Annotated in this window: 17 protein-coding genes; 10 read left to right on the plus strand and 7 right to left on the minus strand. The window is 32.5% G+C overall.

Translation table 11 applies throughout. The features are described 5' to 3' along the window. Positions 1-7 precede the first annotated feature (7 nt). The 5 genes from IJL02_RS12510 (at position 8) to IJL02_RS07525 (ending at position 3,273) form a co-directional block, all read left to right on the plus strand. Positions 8-211 carry a zinc ribbon domain-containing protein gene (locus IJL02_RS12510; protein ID WP_369334641.1) on the plus strand — a complete coding sequence of 68 codons (204 nt, stop codon included), beginning with the start codon at positions 8-10 and terminating at the stop codon, positions 209-211. A 196-nt stretch (positions 212-407) separates the two neighbouring features. Continuing rightward, entirely contained in the window at positions 408-731 is a 324-nt protein-coding gene (locus IJL02_RS07510; protein ID WP_292814277.1) for a helix-turn-helix domain-containing protein, read from the plus strand. After that, positions 732-1,445, plus strand: coding sequence for an ImmA/IrrE family metallo-endopeptidase (locus IJL02_RS07515; RefSeq protein WP_292814281.1), 714 nt, complete (start codon positions 732-734; stop codon positions 1,443-1,445). It abuts the gene before it with no gap. Then, positions 1,442-1,978 (plus strand): nucleic acid-binding protein, encoded by a 537-nt coding sequence (locus IJL02_RS07520; RefSeq protein ID WP_292814285.1) that lies wholly within the window; start codon positions 1,442-1,444, stop codon positions 1,976-1,978. The genes IJL02_RS07515 and IJL02_RS07520 overlap by 4 nt, the downstream gene beginning before the upstream one ends. Before the next feature lie 281 nt (positions 1,979-2,259). Next, a complete protein-coding gene (locus tag IJL02_RS07525; protein ID WP_292814288.1) occupies positions 2,260-3,273 on the plus strand; it encodes an ArsA family ATPase in 1,014 nt (337 codons plus the stop codon). A gap of 257 nt (positions 3,274-3,530) precedes the next feature. On the opposite strand, the gene IJL02_RS07530 is transcribed toward IJL02_RS07525, so the two are convergent. The 3 genes from IJL02_RS07530 to IJL02_RS07540 all read right to left on the minus strand — a co-directional run bounded on the left by IJL02_RS07530 (position 3,531) and on the right by IJL02_RS07540 (position 7,572). After that, positions 3,531-6,377, minus strand: coding sequence for a hypothetical protein (locus IJL02_RS07530; RefSeq protein ID WP_292814293.1), 2,847 nt, complete (start codon positions 6,375-6,377; stop codon positions 3,531-3,533). Positions 6,378-6,548: 171 nt separating this feature from the next. Then, positions 6,549-7,187: a cobalt-precorrin-7 (C(5))-methyltransferase gene (locus tag IJL02_RS07535; RefSeq protein WP_292814296.1), complete on the minus strand. Its 639-nt coding sequence runs from the start codon at positions 7,185-7,187 to the stop codon at positions 6,549-6,551. A gap of 1 nt (position 7,188) precedes the next feature. Beyond that, positions 7,189-7,572 (minus strand): helix-turn-helix domain-containing protein, encoded by a 384-nt coding sequence (locus IJL02_RS07540; RefSeq protein ID WP_292814299.1) that lies wholly within the window; start codon positions 7,570-7,572, stop codon positions 7,189-7,191. A gap of 151 nt (positions 7,573-7,723) precedes the next feature. Between IJL02_RS07540 and IJL02_RS07545 the strand changes: the two genes are divergently transcribed. Both IJL02_RS07545 and IJL02_RS07550 read left to right on the plus strand, forming a co-directional pair. Beyond that, positions 7,724-8,488: a protein-ADP-ribose hydrolase gene (locus tag IJL02_RS07545; protein WP_369334642.1), complete on the plus strand. Its 765-nt coding sequence runs from the start codon at positions 7,724-7,726 to the stop codon at positions 8,486-8,488. Then, positions 8,481-9,332, plus strand: a complete 852-nt coding sequence (locus IJL02_RS07550) for a hypothetical protein (protein ID WP_292814305.1) — start codon at positions 8,481-8,483, stop codon at positions 9,330-9,332. The genes IJL02_RS07545 and IJL02_RS07550 overlap by 8 nt, the downstream gene beginning before the upstream one ends. On the opposite strand, the gene IJL02_RS07555 is transcribed toward IJL02_RS07550, so the two are convergent. Together IJL02_RS07555 and IJL02_RS07560 are read right to left on the minus strand one after the other, a co-directional pair. Continuing rightward, entirely contained in the window at positions 9,329-11,455 is a 2,127-nt protein-coding gene (locus IJL02_RS07555) for a phage holin family protein (protein WP_292814309.1), read from the minus strand. The two genes, IJL02_RS07550 and IJL02_RS07555, sit on opposite strands and share 4 nt — an antisense overlap. Next, positions 11,452-12,321, minus strand: a complete 870-nt coding sequence (locus IJL02_RS07560) for a metallophosphoesterase (RefSeq protein WP_292814312.1) — start codon at positions 12,319-12,321, stop codon at positions 11,452-11,454. The genes IJL02_RS07555 and IJL02_RS07560 overlap by 4 nt, the downstream gene beginning before the upstream one ends. A 79-nt stretch (positions 12,322-12,400) precedes the next feature. On the opposite strand from IJL02_RS07560, the gene IJL02_RS07565 reads away from it, so the two are divergent. The 3 genes from IJL02_RS07565 to IJL02_RS07575 are packed head-to-tail and all read left to right on the plus strand — an operon-like array spanning position 12,401 to position 14,980. Next, positions 12,401-13,591 (plus strand): redox-regulated ATPase YchF, encoded by a 1,191-nt coding sequence (locus IJL02_RS07565; protein WP_292814315.1) that lies wholly within the window; start codon positions 12,401-12,403, stop codon positions 13,589-13,591. A 33-nt stretch (positions 13,592-13,624) separates the two neighbouring features. Further along, on the plus strand, positions 13,625-13,945 hold the full coding sequence (locus IJL02_RS07570; RefSeq protein ID WP_292814317.1) for a TIGR04076 family protein: 321 nt from the start codon (positions 13,625-13,627) through the stop codon (positions 13,943-13,945). A 15-nt stretch (positions 13,946-13,960) separates the two neighbouring features. Further along, a complete protein-coding gene (locus IJL02_RS07575; protein WP_292814323.1) occupies positions 13,961-14,980 on the plus strand; it encodes an SLC13 family permease in 1,020 nt (339 codons plus the stop codon). Here IJL02_RS07575 and IJL02_RS07580 read toward each other — a convergent pair. Next, positions 14,977-15,921, minus strand: coding sequence for a hypothetical protein (locus tag IJL02_RS07580; protein WP_292814328.1), 945 nt, complete (start codon positions 15,919-15,921; stop codon positions 14,977-14,979). The two genes, IJL02_RS07575 and IJL02_RS07580, sit on opposite strands and share 4 nt — an antisense overlap. Before the next feature lie 25 nt (positions 15,922-15,946). After that, positions 15,947-16,345 (minus strand): C-GCAxxG-C-C family protein, encoded by a 399-nt coding sequence (locus IJL02_RS07585; protein ID WP_292814332.1) that lies wholly within the window; start codon positions 16,343-16,345, stop codon positions 15,947-15,949. Positions 16,346-16,357: the final 12 nt, after the last annotated feature.

Consider the following 16,357-nt stretch of genomic DNA (forward strand, 5'->3'; position numbering starts at 1 on the left):
GTAGAATTTGTTAAAGTATCTAAATTTTTCCCATCCACTCAAATATGCCACAAATGCCAAGAAAAAAAATGAAAACCTCAAAGGACTTAAAAATCTAGAAATACGGGACTGGGACTGCCCGCATTGCCATACACATCACGACCGTGACTGGAATGCGGCCATTAACATCCTTAATAAAGGATTAGAAATCGTCGGGACGACGGTGCAGTAAAATTTCCAAAAAAATAAACTATATTTTTTTTGGTTTACGAATCCCCGTCGTCAACACGACAGGGAAGTTCAATTTCAAATAACTATTCAGCTTATTATTTTTTTATATGCAAAAGTCAAAATTGGAATATAATTATACAAATATTTATATATATTTTATTCCAAAATAGTATTATTTGAGATTTTGGAGGAATAACATGGTTGAAACAATAGGCGATAGGATAAAAAAATTGAGAAAAATGCATAATTTTACTCAAGAACAAATTGCAGATTATTTAGGATTTAAACAAACACAAATTGCCAAATTAGAAAATAATGATAGGAAATTAAAATCCTCTTCACTAAATAAATTATGTGAACTTTATAATTGTCCTAAAGAATATATTTTAAAAGGAATTGGTAACTATTCCAAAGATGAATTTAAATTTAGATCATCAAAAGATTTAGATTTAAATACATTAGCAAATATGAATAGGGTAATTAGAAACCTTAAGGAATTAAATGAATTAAATGGTGATTAAATGAATTCATATAAACTTAATCATTTAGCCATGGAATTCCGATTAGATATTGGTTTAGATTATGGTACTCCATTAGATTTTTTTCCTGTAATTACAAGTAAATTAAAAAATCTAACAATTGTGTTTATAAAAATGGATGATAAAATAAGTGGGGCCTGCTTTAAAGTTGATTCACAACAAATCATGTTTATTAATTCCAAACATCCCAAAGGAAGGCAAGTATTCACTGCAGCTCATGAAATTTATCACTTATTTTATGAGGATACAAATTTCACAATTTGTAATCTAAATAGTAATGATGAAATCGAAAAAAATGCAAACAGATTTGCTTCATTCTTATTAATGCCAATTAATGCATTATATTCTTATAAAAAGGAGAATAATATAGAAAAATGGAATTTGAATTCCATAATTGACTGTGAACAATATTTCCAAATTTCTCATGAAGCACTGCTTTATAGATTAAAAAGTGGGGGCGACATCACATTTGATGAATTTAACTTGTTTAAACCGAACATTAAAAACAATGCTCTACATAGGGGATATGATTCCAGTTTATATGAACCTTATATCGGTAAAGATTATACTATAGGCAATTATGTGAGATTAGTTGAGGAAGTTTACGAGAAAGATTTGATTTCTAATGGAAAACGGGAAGAATATCTTATTCAAGCATATCTAAGTGATTTGGTGTATAATTTGGAGGACTTATGAGTGATAAAGAGATATTCTATGATACCGATTGTCTAAGTAGTTTTATAAGTATTAATGATGTTACAATACTAAAAGAAATGTTTGAGAAAGTAATTATTCCTTATGAAGTATATGAAGAATTTTCTCGAGTAATTATATTGAAAAAACGTATTGACGATTTGCATTATGAAGGATTTTTAGAAATTAGGGATTTTGATGTTGAATCCGAAAGTTATACTCTTTTTCTAAAGCTTTGTGATGGAGAATTCACCGGAAGGAAAATTGGTGATGGTGAAGCAGCTGCTATTACATTAGCTGTGGAAAATAATGGTATTTTGGCCAGTAATAATACTAGGGATATTAATGATGCAGTCAAACATTTCAATTTAACTAGAATAAGGACTGGAGATATACTCGTCAAAGCATTTAACTGCGACATGATAACTGAAAAAGAAGGAAATGAAATTTGGAATAAAATGCTTAATCAAAAAAGATATTTAACTGAAAAATCATTTTCAGATTACTTAAAAAAATATCCAAAAACCCTATTTTAATTTTATTTAACCTTATTAAGTGAAAAAAATTCGGAATCTCCACCTCTTATAGGGAGGGTGGTTCAAAAATTAATCTTCGTTATCACAAAGATTGGAATGTCATTATTGATAACTAACTTTATATACTATAAAACATTAAATATCATTTAGTAACCTAAAGTAAGATTAATTAAAATCTATACTTTTTACACTAATAAATGGAAAAATTTCATGAAAAAAGGAGTAAGTACACGAAAATTCGAGTACAACCTAAAGTAATTATATTATAAGGAGGTAATCTCTTGGCATTTAAAGATTATTTTAAATTTAATAAAGATAAGACAACATTTATTTTTGTAGGTGGTAAAGGTGGAGTTGGTAAAACTTCAGTATCTTCCGCTACTGCATTATGGTTGGCCGAACAGGGTAAAAAAACTTTAATCGTATCAACTGACCCTGCACATTCCCTTGCAGACTCACTGGAAGTACCAATTGGCAGCTATCCGCGTGAAATAAAAACAAATTTATTTGCAGTTGAAATAGACCCTGACGAAGCAATGGCTCAAAAACAGGCACAATTGGAGGCTCAAAAAGCAGCAAATCCATCTGAGGATGGGGGATTATTGGGAATGGATTTCCTATCTGACCAGTTGGATATGGCATCATCTTCTCCTGGAGCTGATGAAGCGGCTGCATTTGAAATGTTTATGGGTGTGATGAATTCCGATGAATTTGATGTTGTAGTCTTTGATACTGCTCCAACAGGACATACTTTAAGATTATTATCTTTCCCGGAAGTTATGGATTCATGGGTTGGTAAAATGATGATGCTTAAGGCAAAATTAGGCACTGCTACCAATGCACTTAAAAAAATCATGCCGTTTATGGATGCAGTAGATGATCCTCAAACTTCTGAAGATTTAAAAAGAACCAAAGAACAAATTGACCAGGCAAAAGAAGTTTTATCAGATCCTAATAGAACCACATTCAAGATGGTTGTAATTCCGGAAGAGATGTCAATTTATGAATCTGAAAGGGCTCTTGAAGCACTTGCAAAACATGATATCACTGTTGATAGTGTTATTGTAAATCAAGTAATGCCTGATATCTGCGATTGTGATTTCTGCCATTCAAGACACAAGTTACAGCAAAAACGTTTAGCTTTAATTGACCAGAAATTCCCAAACCAGCACATTGCAGAAGTTCCTTTATTTAAAGATGAAGTTAAAGGTCAGGAAAAGTTATTAAAATTAGCTCACATCCTATATGATGATGAGGACAATGATGAAGTAGTTCAAGAAGCTATTCAGTTATAATAAGTTAAGGTATTAATTATTCTTAACTTTAAATTCTTTTTTTAAAAAAATAAATAAGTTAAAATAACGAGTATTTTAACTTTTAAATAGATTATACCAGCTAGTCACGCCCAGAATTATTATCATCAGGGCGGATATGGTATAATCCATAGAACCGGTCAATATCAATAAAATAATTTCATAAATTAGACAAATTAGAAATATGATGTCTAATATCTGAATTATTTTGGGCTGATTTTTGAATTTTTCAATTATTTTCATTTTACAACTCCTTTCCAGCTATTGTCCCAGTATTTTGTAGGAATGCTGTATGGTGTCCAGTAATCACCTTCAAAATATTGATAGGTTTCTGTCTTAGTTAGATGTTTGGTTTTTCCATTACTAATGTATATTGCATTATTTCTGTCTAAAGTCAGATCTTTGTTGATTGTAACTTCAATATAATCATATCCTCCATTTTTATTTGGAATGTTATAAACTTTCTTGTTTTGAAGATATCCCGGTCTTGTGAATGTATATTTGTCCATAACTGCATACCATTCTTTTTCATTAACCACTTTATTTCTGTATGTCGTACCAACGGTTTGAACAACAGCCATTGTTGAAAATAATCCCAAATAAGCTGATGAGGCACCTGTCAGTACTTTGTTTAATATTTCTTTTCCAACCAGGTATGTAATGTAGCTTGCTGGTTGTGCATTATTTAGAATTTCAGATATTCCTTTTGAAAGGGACCCTAAAGTGTTTCTGATTCCGGCAATAATGTCTTTGGGCATTATGCCTACACTACAACAGTCTTTCGTTGTGGATATTGTTGAGCCTTTATAAACATTGTCATTGTGGTATAATAGCACATTAGCCACTCCATTCGATGTGTTATATGCTATAACGGATTGGGTTGTGTCTTCCGAGAATATGTAAATCATTTCACCTAATTGGGTGATGCTGAATCTGTTTAGTGAAATTGAATTAAAAACATTTTCAAGGGAATTCGTTGAGTTTTGCTTATATCTCCATTCAACTTCAGATAATGCATAATCCTCTAAATTTGGCAGGTTTAGAGAATTGATTAGTCTGAATAATAAAACATTTTTTTCAGCTCCACTGACGTCCATGCCCATATCTGCATTTAATATGTTTAGATATGTATCCTCCAGGTTAATGCCGCCCATTATTGTTAATGTGTGTCCTCTTTTCCAATTTACGTTATATTCTTTGGAATAACTGTTTGCCATCTCATCTGCAAGCCAGGCGGTTTCCAGTGATGCCAAATGCATTCCATAAACATTCATCACTCCGAATCTGTCCAAATATTTTTTATTGTCATTGACCCAATTTTCCAAAATTGTTTTTGTTATTTTTTCATTGATTATGCTGTATGACTGAAGAACCTCAAAACCTAACGTTTTTCTGTAGTTTTCACCAAGACCATAGCTAATGATTTCTGTTTTTTTAAGCTCTTCTTTATCATTTACCATAAATTTCGTTATTATTTCTTCTTTTGAACAGTAGCCTTCAATGCTTTTACCGAAATATGAAAATGTAACTGGGGTATTGGTGTTTGCGAACTTTATCGATTGCGTGTTGTGGTTTGTAATTTCATCATAGCTTTTATAGTCAAAGTCATAAATGGTTTTTTGATAAAATTTGGCTAAACTGTATTTCAGACCCATTTCATCAAAGCTTTGGGTTTGAAAGTTCACTTTGGCCATTATCTTGTCATTCTGCATATATGTTAATGTTTCACTGTTTAGAGATCCTCTGTCGGCATAAAACCCGAATAATTCGACATTGTCTTTGGTATTGGATTGATAGTCAATTTGAGTATATCCGCTTATTCGAGAAATTATCAGTCCTGTTCCCTTAAAATTATTTTTATTTGTGTCAGTTTTCATTTCACTTCCATCTAATGGGATAAAATAGCTTTTGTATCCGAGAACAATTGAATCCAATCCGTTAATGCTTGACGTTGAAAACAGATAACCGTTGTTTTCAGTTTGCACAATGAATGTTTCTATTTTCGGCATCTTTATTATTCCGTTTAAACCTGTCTTCAGTGAATATGCTGAATTTTGATATACGTGGGGGATTGTTACATTAACATAATTTGGAATCAGTGTGGAATGAATGAATTTTGATGTTTTTATAACCTTATTTACAGTTATCTTATTTGTTGCTTTCAGACCGTCAAATTCGGTTGTTATTGTGTATTTTCCGGGGTTTAATTTTATTTCTAATGTTGCAATGCCGTTTTTATTGGTAGTTTTTGTATAGGTTTTGCCATTTACTTTTAATGTGGCTTTTTTACCGGCTGCCGCTTTACCGTTATTATTCAGTATTTTAACATTAAATTTTCCTGTTTCACCTTCTTTTATTGTCAAATCCTTTGTTTCAATCAGCGATTTGATTGTGACTGTTTTTGTAAGTGTCTCTGAAGTTTTTGTATTGGTAATTGAAATGCCATATTTTCCGGGCTTCAGGTTTATCGCTAATTTTGCGATACCCTTTTTATCGGTTTTGACAGAATACGTTTTACCGTTCAACTTAAGTTTCACTTGGGTATTTTTCAGAATTTTTCCTTTTTTATCATAGAAAGTGGCCGAATAGGGTGATGTGTTCTTGTAGTATTTTGCCAAATCGCCGCATTTTATGGTACTTTTAATTGTAACTGTACTTTTTGCGCTACTTTTTTCAAATTCATTATTTCCGTTGCATATGCTTAAAACGCTATATTTTCCGCTTTTATAATTTAGATTTATAGATACTTTCCCGTTTTTGTCTGTCGTTTTTGTAAATGTTTCTCCGTTAATTTTTATCTGAACTTTAGCATTTCCGATTGTCTTTTTGCCGTATTTTAATGTCGCTGAAAATTTGCTTCCGTCCTTATAGTACATGTTTACATTAGGTGCAGTTAATGTGGTCTTTTTTTTAGTTATCACTTGGGACTTGGAAGCGGCACTTAATTTTATTTCATCACTTGTGGCACTTAGTTTTTCATTATCCTTTTCTACACTTATTTTACTTAAATCCTGGTTAGGATTAGGTTGTTGAATACTTATTGTTGTTTTATTTTCAATTTCGCTGGCAGAAACTGCCGATATCAAAAAAACAAATAAGAAAATAAAACATATGGTGTTTATTTTTTTATTCATAGTATCTACCTGACGTTAATTTTTTTAATTAACAATCAAAGTATGATTTCTAGAATATAAATGTTTTAATCTTTAAAATAAATGGTAAATGACTTTTAAAATGAATTTTACAGATAAATTGTTCTAATATATGACCATAATGCACATATAGGTAAATTCACTTTGAGCAATGTCTTTTAAAGTGGCTTCTACAATTTGCTCATCAGGGTAACTGAGACGTTCGCAGACAACAACTTTTCGATTTGGCTCAACGCCATTGTCAAGTAAAAACTGAGCCATGTCCTTCACTTTTCTTGAAGGAAGCGCAATGGTTGTCTTTCCATTGTTTATGACCGGCAGAATGTCTTCAATATTTTCCCTTCCATGAAAAGTCATCACATTGGCATTGTCCCACTGAATGTGGCATCTTCCGGCAGCAAGCTGAAGTGAACTGATTCCGGGAATTACTTCGATATTGTCTTTATCAAATCCTTTTTCATCTGAAATTCTTAAAACTGTATTCAGCACTCCTGAAAAACCCGGATCGCCGGTTGATAATATGGAAACAGTATTTCCGTTGCAAGCTAGCTGAACACCCTCTTCGATTTTATCCAATAAGTCTTTCACGTTAAAAGGAATTTTTCCTTTAACATCATCAAAAAGCTCTATTGCTCTTGTACTTCCAACAGTATAGTCGCTTGCATTTACTGTGTCAACAGCTTTTTTTGTTAGATATTCGCTTGCACCGGGACCAATTCCAACAATATAAATTTTTCCGCTCATTTTAACCATCGATTCCTAATTTTTCTATAAATGTTTCTTTTAGCATTTCTCTGGTTTCATCAGAATAGCTATTGTCATTTTCGTCATGTAAAGTAAACATTGCGAGTTCAAAGACAATTCTGTTCATGGATTTTCCATATTCTGTCAGGTAATATTCTGTTGTCACTGGGGTGGTGTTTAAAACGACTTTTTCTATCAATCCATTTTCTTCCAGCTCTTTAAGGCAATTTGACAACACTTTATTGCTCAATTTTGGTTTATCTTCTTTAAACTCTTTGAAATGTTTTTTACCAAAAAACATGTCTCTTATGATTTGTATGCTCCATTTTTTATTAATCAGATTCAGAGTTTTATCAACGGGACAAACTATCTTTTCGGTGTTCATATTATTAACTTTGTTTAAATGTTATATATCTTTTGTTAGTTACTTTCAAGTAACCAGGTTGCTTTTTAGTTACAAAAATCATTTAAATATCTTAAATTATATTATTATTAACAAATTATTTGGAGGGATTAAAATTAAAACTGCTGAACAACTGGATTTTTTAATTAATTACTTGATTGATGAGAGAAATGAAGTTATTGATATTCCGAATGATATTCAATCTAAGAAAAATTTGTTACGATCTCTAATGAATATAAGAATGCCCTCTGAAGTTAGTGAGGAATTTTTAAACATTCAGGATGATTATTTGACAAATGAAACTTTAAATAAGACTTTAACATCTTTAAATGATATTGAAGAGGTTAAAGGCAATGTTGCACTTTGGAAAGGAGATATTACAACCTTAAAGGTTGACGCAATCGTAAATGCCGCAAACTCAAAATTGCTTGGCTGTTTTATACCTATGCACAACTGCATTGACAATGTGATTCACTCAGCAGCCGGCGTTCAACTAAGGCAGGAGTGTAATGAAATCATGCAAGGTTCAGACGAGCCAATCGGTAAAGCTAAAATCACAGATGCTTATAATCTACCTTCAAAATATGTAATTCACACTGTCGGTCCTGCAATACCTCAGGGAATGCTTCCTTCTAAAGATGATGAGAATGCATTGGCTAGCTGTTATAGGTCATGTTTGGAAATTGCCGATGAATATGACCTTGAATCTATTGCATTCTGCGGTATTTCAACAGGGGTTTTTAATTTTCCACAGGATTTGGCAGCCAGAATTGCCATTAACACAGTAGAAGAATATTTAAAATCACATGAAACAGATTTGCATGTAATCTTTGATGTATTTTCAGAGGAATCATATTCAATATATAAAAACTTATTGTGGGGGGATGAAGATGGATAAATTCGTTTTAAGACTAGACAATGCTATTAAAGCTATAAATGATGCTGATTATATAATTATTGGTGCTGGTGCAGGATTTTCGGCAGCCGCAGGTATAGAGTATTCGGGAAAACGTTTTGATGATAATTTCCAGGATTTCATTGAAAAATATGGGGTTCAGGATATGTATTCTGCAACCTTTTATCCATATGGGACTCAGGAAGAGAAATGGGCTCATTGGGCTCGTCATGTCTATGTAAACAGATATTCAGTTGGAAAAACAAAATTATATGGTCAGTTGCTTGATTTAGTAAAGAATAAGGATTATTTTGTCTTAACAACCAATGTTGAGCATCAATTTTGGATAAATGGCTTTGAAGATGAGAGAATTTTTGCAACTCAGGGGGATTATGGGCTCATGCAGTGTGCCACAGCCTGTCATGATAAATTGTATTCGAATGAAGAACTTGTTTTAGAAGCTATTGAAAAAACCGAAAACTGTAGGATTCCGTCTGATTTGGTTCCGGTATGTCCTGTTTGCGGCGGGAATATGGAAATTAATGTCAGAAAGGACAATTTCTTTGTTGAGGATGAAAAATGGCATGAAATGAGCGAAAATTATTCTAAATTCTTACAGGGTGTTGACGAAAATAAAAATATTGTATTTCTTGAGTTGGGTGTAGGCTTTAACACTCCAGCCATTATAAGATATCCCTTTGAACAGATGACCTATAATTATCCAAACACTACATTAATCAGATTAAATAGGGATTATCCTCAAGCAATTCCTGAAAACAGGGATAAGACAATAAGCTTTGATGAGGAAATTTCTGAGGTGTTTGATTATTGGATCAGTAGGATTTAAATATTTTTTAAATTCTCTATTTCTTTTTTTAAAAATCCATATATGGATTCTGCTCCAATTAGCTCTCCGGGATTTTCCCATTCATGAGGGTATAAAATAAACGGTTTAGTTTGGTTTCCTCCAAGTCCTCCGTGACTTCCAATCAGTTCTTCAAATGCGCAAACTTCATCATTTTCCGAATCATAAAAACTGTTCACCAGAATATCAGGCATATTGTCGAATGCATTTTGTCTTTTTAGATGTCTGGAAGCATTTTTTCCAAACCCTTCAAGAGGGTCTTCTCCGACTATTTTTTCATTATCAATATAGTTTATTCCATTTTTACCTATTGCCATTGCGCCATTGTTTATGGAGTTTACAAGTATAAACCCAATGCCTGAATGTTTAACAAGACCCGGAATCAAATCAGGAAATAGCATTACAATTTCTTCGTAGCTTAAACGTTGTTTCCATTGTGTCAAATAGATTAATCCCATATTTCCGGATCCTAAAACTATTAATTCGGAATCCTTTACTTTTTTTGTGTCGTGCTCAACACTTTCGTGGCCCCGGATGTAATCTAGACTGTTGGCGTATTTTTCCCGCAGATTAATGTACTGTTCATTTTCAAAGATTATTGCAGGTTTTCTGTTTTCTATTTCTTTTCTGATGTTTTGAATTGATTTGTTTTCATCAAATAAATTGTAGCGAATATCTCCAACTTTTTCTTTAATATTTTTTATCTGTTTATTTTCCGGAATGACTGCATCTCTAAAGTGGTCAATGTTGTACTTTGTTTTAAATATTTTCAAATCCTCGGGAAGCAATCTTCTAACGTAATCTCCCAGTGTCATTCCATATCTCTGTTTGAATGTTGCGCCAAAACTCTGTCCATGATCGGATAACACCACTAACTTATAGTCTCTGTCACTCATCTCAATAGCAGAGGAAAGTCTTTGGAATTGAAGGTCAATTTGTTTTAAAACACTCCAAACATCGTCATCTTCTACTCCTGAGTGATGAGCTACTTCATCATAACCCATAAATGTTGCATAAGCAGTATCAATGTTTCCTGTCAATATTTCGCCGGTTAGGATTTCTGTAGTAGCTTCTCTTAAAACCACATTAGCTCCTGCTCTAACGGCAGCATAAACTATTGTTCTTCTAATCTTGGGTTGAATATTTTTTATATAATGAACAATTTGTGATTTTAACTCAAGGATAATATCCCACAAGAATAGAACGAAAATTCTGGGGAAATTGTAGGTGTCTAAAAATACTGTGTGCAAACTTTTACTGTAGATTCTTTTTAATCCCTCCAATTTGGATGATGTTAATGTGGTTAGTTTGCTGTCTCCGGAAAACATGTTGGCAATGCTTATCCCGTCTACAAGCAGACCTTCCCCATTACTTATTCTCTTTTCAATTTCAGGAGTGTCGCTTAATTTTCCAGAAACTATTATCCGATTGTCATTTTCTTTTTCAACCCATCTGTATGCCACAATGTTTTTATTGTTTCCGTGCAGGATTCCAGCTTGGCTTGCTCCGGTTTGTGAGGACAAATCAGTTTCCCATTCCTTAAGGGTATGTGTTTTTTCATCTAACCACAGTTTTAAATTAGGCATGACTCCTTTATCTATGGCTTTTTGTAACGTGTTTTTTGACAGACCATCAATTTCAAGCATTATAACTCCAGGATATCTTTTTTTATATGCAGTTTTTCTTTTTAAAGCATATTTTAAAATGTTTTTCATGTAACTGTCAAAGTAGTTTGTGTGGGTAGTGTTTATCACAAATGTTGTAACTATTGCCATCACTATCGGAACTTGAAGCGCTCCATAAAAGCCGACATAAACTCCCGGAATAAAATATGCTGCGATATAAAATATCAGTGAATTAATAAACAGGTTTGCGATACCTAATGTGAATATGATAAATTTCATTAGAAATCTCTGAAAAATAGGCCATAGCAGTGAATTTGCAATTGATACAGCAATTACAATTATGATGGCATTATACCAAGGACCGACTGTAAAATCAGCGCTGATGTAATCTGTTGCATATATTGCTATTATATTGGCTAATGCCAGCAGCAAATATGTTATTAATGTCCTTGAGTATGAAATTAATCTATTTTTAATCATTCTATCAATATTTTTTGTTTTTTAGTCGTTTTTAGTGTGATTATTGTAATTTCAGGCTTGCAATTGATTCTGATTCTAAAAGAATTTGTTCCAAGACCTTTGCTTGTGTATTGAATCATATTTCCAACTTTATAAATTCCGACAGGGAATTTTGTTGAATTTGGTCCTCTAAATGGGGTTGTTTCAAATTTTGGTATGATAAATTGGCCTCCATGGGAATGGCCTGAAATCTGCAAATCAAACTTGTTTGTTTGTGAGGATTGCTTTGCAAAATCCGGTTCGTGAGCGAGCAATATTGTTGGAATGTTTTGAGGTAATTTTTCAATTACTTTATCTAAATCATCTGCACAAACAGTACTTGAATCAACGCCTGCCAAATTTAAACGGTCTTTGCCTTTTTTAAGGGTAACAACATCATTACTTAAATCAACAACATCTGAGGCTTTAAATATATCCCTTACTTTTTGTGCGCCCATCCAGTGGTCATGATTGCCTAAAACACCGAATTTTCCATCAGGAGCTTTTAATTTTTTAAATGATTTTTTTAAAGAATCCAAATAGCAATCTATTACATATGAAAAATAATCGCCTGTTAAAGTAATCAGATCAATGTTTAAGGCGTTTACATAATCAATTAGGTCATCTAGATACTCGGGATTAATCCATTGACCCAAATGGATATCTGTTAAATTTAAAATGCGATAATTGTTAAAATTCCAGCCCAAATTTTCCAATTCAATATCAATTTCAACCAAATCAATGTTTTTTTCACTAAACTTTTTGTCTGGAAGTGAATATGTTATAGCATCCTGAATGCCTTGGCGAACTTTCATTGCTGAAGGTTTCTCAATTTCTTCATCTTTCATGTATTTTATAATTTACTTTCTGAAACTATTTATAATTTTAAAAACATACATTTAGGTGTTATTAATTAAAGTGATTATTATGCTTCAAATTGCAGTTTGTGGAAAACCAAATGTTGGAAAATCATCTTTTTTCAATTCAGCAACAGCATCTGGTGTTGAAATGGCTAATTATCCATTTACAACAATTGATGCAAACAAGGCTGTTGCTCATGTAATTAAAGATTGTCCATGTAAGGAATTGGGCGTTACATGCAATCCTCACAATTCAATTTGTATAGATGGAAAAAGATTGCTTCCAATTGAATTAATAGATGTTGCAGGATTGGTTCCTGGAGCACATGAAGGAAAAGGATTAGGTAATAAATTTTTAGACGATTTAATGCAGGCTAAAGTATTCATAAATGTTATTGATGCTTCAGGTTCTACAGATTTGGAAGGAAATCCTGTTGACGCTGGAAGTCACGATCCACTTGAAGACTTGGAATTTTTAGAAAACGAGATTGTAATGTGGATGTATGGAATTTTATCAAAAAATTGGGTAAGACTTATCAGAAAAGTAGGTGCTGAGCATTTAGATATCTCAAAAGTATTGTTTGACCAGCTGTCCGGTACTGGTATAGCTATTGAAGATATTATTGAGGCTAAAAGAACAGTTGAACCTGATTATAACAAATGGGAAGAAGAAGACTTAATTGAGCTTACAAGAAATATCCTCCATATTGCAAAGCCAATGATGATTATTGCAAACAAAGCGGATTTGCCAACTTCCAAAGCAAATATCGAAAGAATTAAGGAAAAATATCCGAATGTTATTCCAACATCTGCAAATTCCGAAATTGCACTTGTAAAAGCAAATGAATCCGGTCTGATAAGTTATGTTTCAGGTGAAGACCATTTTGAAATATTAAAACCTGATGAGTTATCCGAACCTCAAAAGAAAGCTTTGGATTATATTCAAGCTAATATTTTGGATGTTTATGGAAGTACCGGTGTTCAGGATGCTTTAAACTATGGTATTTTTGAGCTATTGGATAATATTGTGGTCTATCCGGTTCAGGATGAAAACAAATACACTGACCAAAAGGGCAATGTTTTGCCTGATGGATTTTTGGTCAAAAGAGGCTCCACTCCTCGTGAGCTGGCTTATATTGTCCACACAGACATTGGAGATAAGTTCATGCATGCAGTAGATGCCAGATCTAAAATGCGTGTGGCCAGTGATTATGAACTCAAAGACGGCGACATTATTAGTATTATTACAAGAGGTTAATTCCTCTGCTTTTTTTTAATTTTATTTTAGGTGATGATTTTGCAGAAGGTTAAAATCACAGTTGTTAAAAAAGTCAGGCATGATGATTTAATTGAAAAATATGAAAATCCTCTAGAGCATGAGTGTGATGTTGAATTAAACCAGGTTTTCATTGCAAACGGATGGGAAAAACCTGAAAATTTCTGTGACAGCGCATGGGAAAGTCTTTCTCCATTTGTACTGGCTTTAGCTAACGGTGCTGAAGATTTCTATGACGGTTGGATGAAGAATAAAAAATCTGCCATGATATCCTGCAATGACGGTTTTAGGCCTGTAAGTTTTCTTTTAGAAACAATGGATGAGAAAGCGGATTAATCATTAACAGATAATATGGCTGAATTAATCGATAAAACTGTAACCTTTTTTAAAAAAGAGATTGTATTTTGCATATCATTAATTTTAGCTATTGTATCTTGTTTTTTTGTTGAACCGAGTAGTAATTATTTTCATTATATCAATTGGCAAACGATTATACTGCTTTTTGTAATAATGGTCATTGTTGAAATTTTAAAAAATTTATCTGTTTTTGAGATTCTGATTCGAAAATTAGTAACTAGAACAGCAAATACGCGAAATCTTGTTTTAGTTTTAGTATTTGCTTGTTTTTTTAGCTCCATTTTTATTACAAATGATGTTTCTTTAATTATTTTTGTACCATTCGCCATTTTGGCTTTAAAAAAAGTTGAAAAAACAAATTTAATAATATTTACAGTCTGTCTGCAGACCATAGCAGCTAACGTGGGTTGTATGGTTCTTCCTATTGGTGCTCCACACAATATTGTAATGTATACTGTGTCTAATATATCATTTACATCATTTTTCTTATTGCTTTTACCTTATATTATCGTATCTATGCTATTTTTAGCAATATTATTATTTTTTATTCCTAACAACGATATAGTTTTACCTGAACTAAGTAAAATAGAAATCAATAGGAAAAACTTCTTTAAAAGAATTTTATTTGGTGTTGATTATTATTTGCTTTTAACTTTTATTGCTCTTTTTATTTTAATAGGCAATCTGGAAAATATCGCGTTTTTCAAATCATTTTTTACCAAGTGGATTGTTGGAAATGAGGTTCTCTGTGGTGTTATTTCATCTCAAATTATTTCCAATGTTCCTGCAGCAATGTTACTTAGTGGTTTTAGCACTAATTATGAAGCCATTATTGTTGGAATTAATATTGGAGGTTTTGGAACCCTTATAGCCTCTATGGCCAATTTGATTTCCTATAAAATTCTTGTTCGCGAATTTGATGATTTTAAAATTAAATATTTGATTGTTTTTACAGTTTTAAATGTAATTTTACTGATAATCTTTTTTGGAGTTTACATATTCGCGCCTAATTAAAATATAACGCCAGGTTTGTTTTGATTTTGATAAGCATACCATGTACTGTTTTCAATTAAAAATTCCCTTGCCAGATATTTGACGATTTCTGGTGTTTCACCGTCTATCGCAATCTTGGCTTCAACTTCTTCATATAAATGTTTCATTCTTTTATGGTCTTCTATAGTGTCTGATAGTGACATCTTTCCATAGTAGCTTGCACCAAATAATGCTATTGCTGAAAAAGTTCCCAGAGCTATTTTTAATAAGGCTCTAACAAGGTTTGCATCAATATTTCTTGGGGGATTACTCAACATGATAGATTCAAAAACTAGTGTGGCGACATATGCGATTATACTTAAAGCGATTGTAATTTGGACAATGCGAGTATTCTTTTTTTCTTTCGGTTCTTTTTTTTCGATAGCACCTATATGGTATTTTTTTTGTGATCTAATCCAAATGTCTGAAATTTGTTTGATTTGAGTTATCTTTTTAGGTGTTTTAGGTAGGATTTCTAAAATCCAAGGCACACCCTCTTTAGTAAACCATGGAATAATGGTTTTCACATCAGTTTCATTTCCTGATATTAAAAGGAAAAATTGCACACGAAGTGTTTCAGCAAGTACTCTATATTCCAGGTATTTTCTATGGGAATCCCATCGCATTGCTAAATCACTGAAGAAATATGAAATTATTATTAGGGGGATGCATGTGAATATGAGCAAATGCCATTCGGCTTCATCATAAAGAAGAAATATAAAAATCAATGCACTTCCCATAAATGCCAATAAAAAGAGATTTCTTTCGTGTTTTTTAAAATTCTCTATACTTAAAGCATCAGCATAGCTGTACATCTCATCGATTTCTTTTAATGTTTCATCTGTTATTGGCTCATCCATAATGTGGTCTAAGTAACCTGTGTAATTTGCCTTGTCTTCTTTAAAAACTTCTGTTCCGTTCATGTAATTGGACCACTATTTTTTTAAACTATTCATCTAATAAATCAGCTACTTTTTTTGCAATAAATACGCAACAGTCAACACATGGGGACTTATCGACTCCATTATTGGTTATCTTATCACATCTGACTGTTCCATATTCATCTTTAAATGAATTGAAAATTTCCTTTGCATTGGATTTGATTTTTGAGGTATCATCTAAAATTAAACCGTTTGCCATTAAGGCACCGGTAACTGCACCGCAGGTTCCTTCATCAAATGTTCCACCCATTCCGCCTGCAAATCCGCAAGCTAATTTTGTCATCTCTTCGGTTGTGATGTCCACACCGGCAGTTTCACAAAGTCCCATTAAAGTTGACTCAGAACAGCTTTTAGATTTTCGGTATTCTCTGATTTTATCCTCTAAAATTTTTTCGTCAAGCTTCATAATGCAATCTCC

Origin of the sequence: Methanobrevibacter sp. (assembly GCF_017427765.1) — an archaeon.
Taxonomy (GTDB): Archaea; Methanobacteriota; Methanobacteria; order Methanobacteriales; family Methanobacteriaceae; genus Methanocatella.

What these genes read in the sequence shown, in the direction of transcription:
- IJL02_RS07510 (WP_292814277.1), top strand. Translation starts at nt 408, where the DNA reads ATGGTTGAAACAATAGGCGATAGGATAAAAAAATTGAGAAAAATGCAT.
- IJL02_RS07515 (WP_292814281.1), top strand. Translation starts at nt 732, where the DNA reads ATGAATTCATATAAACTTAATCATTTAGCCATGGAATTCCGATTAGAT.
- IJL02_RS07520 (WP_292814285.1), top strand. Translation starts at nt 1,442, where the DNA reads ATGAGTGATAAAGAGATATTCTATGATACCGATTGTCTAAGTAGTTTT.
- IJL02_RS07535 (WP_292814296.1), bottom strand. Translation starts at nt 7,187, where the DNA reads ATGAGCGGAAAAATTTATATTGTTGGAATTGGTCCCGGTGCAAGCGAA.
- IJL02_RS07540 (WP_292814299.1), bottom strand. Translation starts at nt 7,572, where the DNA reads ATGAACACCGAAAAGATAGTTTGTCCCGTTGATAAAACTCTGAATCTG.
- IJL02_RS07550 (WP_292814305.1), top strand. Translation starts at nt 8,481, where the DNA reads ATGGATAAATTCGTTTTAAGACTAGACAATGCTATTAAAGCTATAAAT.
- IJL02_RS07555 (WP_292814309.1), bottom strand. Translation starts at nt 11,455, where the DNA reads ATGATTAAAAATAGATTAATTTCATACTCAAGGACATTAATAACATAT.
- IJL02_RS07560 (WP_292814312.1), bottom strand. Translation starts at nt 12,321, where the DNA reads ATGAAAGATGAAGAAATTGAGAAACCTTCAGCAATGAAAGTTCGCCAA.
- IJL02_RS07565 (WP_292814315.1), top strand. Translation starts at nt 12,401, where the DNA reads ATGCTTCAAATTGCAGTTTGTGGAAAACCAAATGTTGGAAAATCATCT.
- IJL02_RS07570 (WP_292814317.1), top strand. Translation starts at nt 13,625, where the DNA reads ATGATTTTGCAGAAGGTTAAAATCACAGTTGTTAAAAAAGTCAGGCAT.
- IJL02_RS07575 (WP_292814323.1), top strand. Translation starts at nt 13,961, where the DNA reads ATGGCTGAATTAATCGATAAAACTGTAACCTTTTTTAAAAAAGAGATT.
- IJL02_RS07580 (WP_292814328.1), bottom strand. Translation starts at nt 15,921, where the DNA reads ATGAACGGAACAGAAGTTTTTAAAGAAGACAAGGCAAATTACACAGGT.
- IJL02_RS07585 (WP_292814332.1), bottom strand. Translation starts at nt 16,345, where the DNA reads ATGAAGCTTGACGAAAAAATTTTAGAGGATAAAATCAGAGAATACCGA.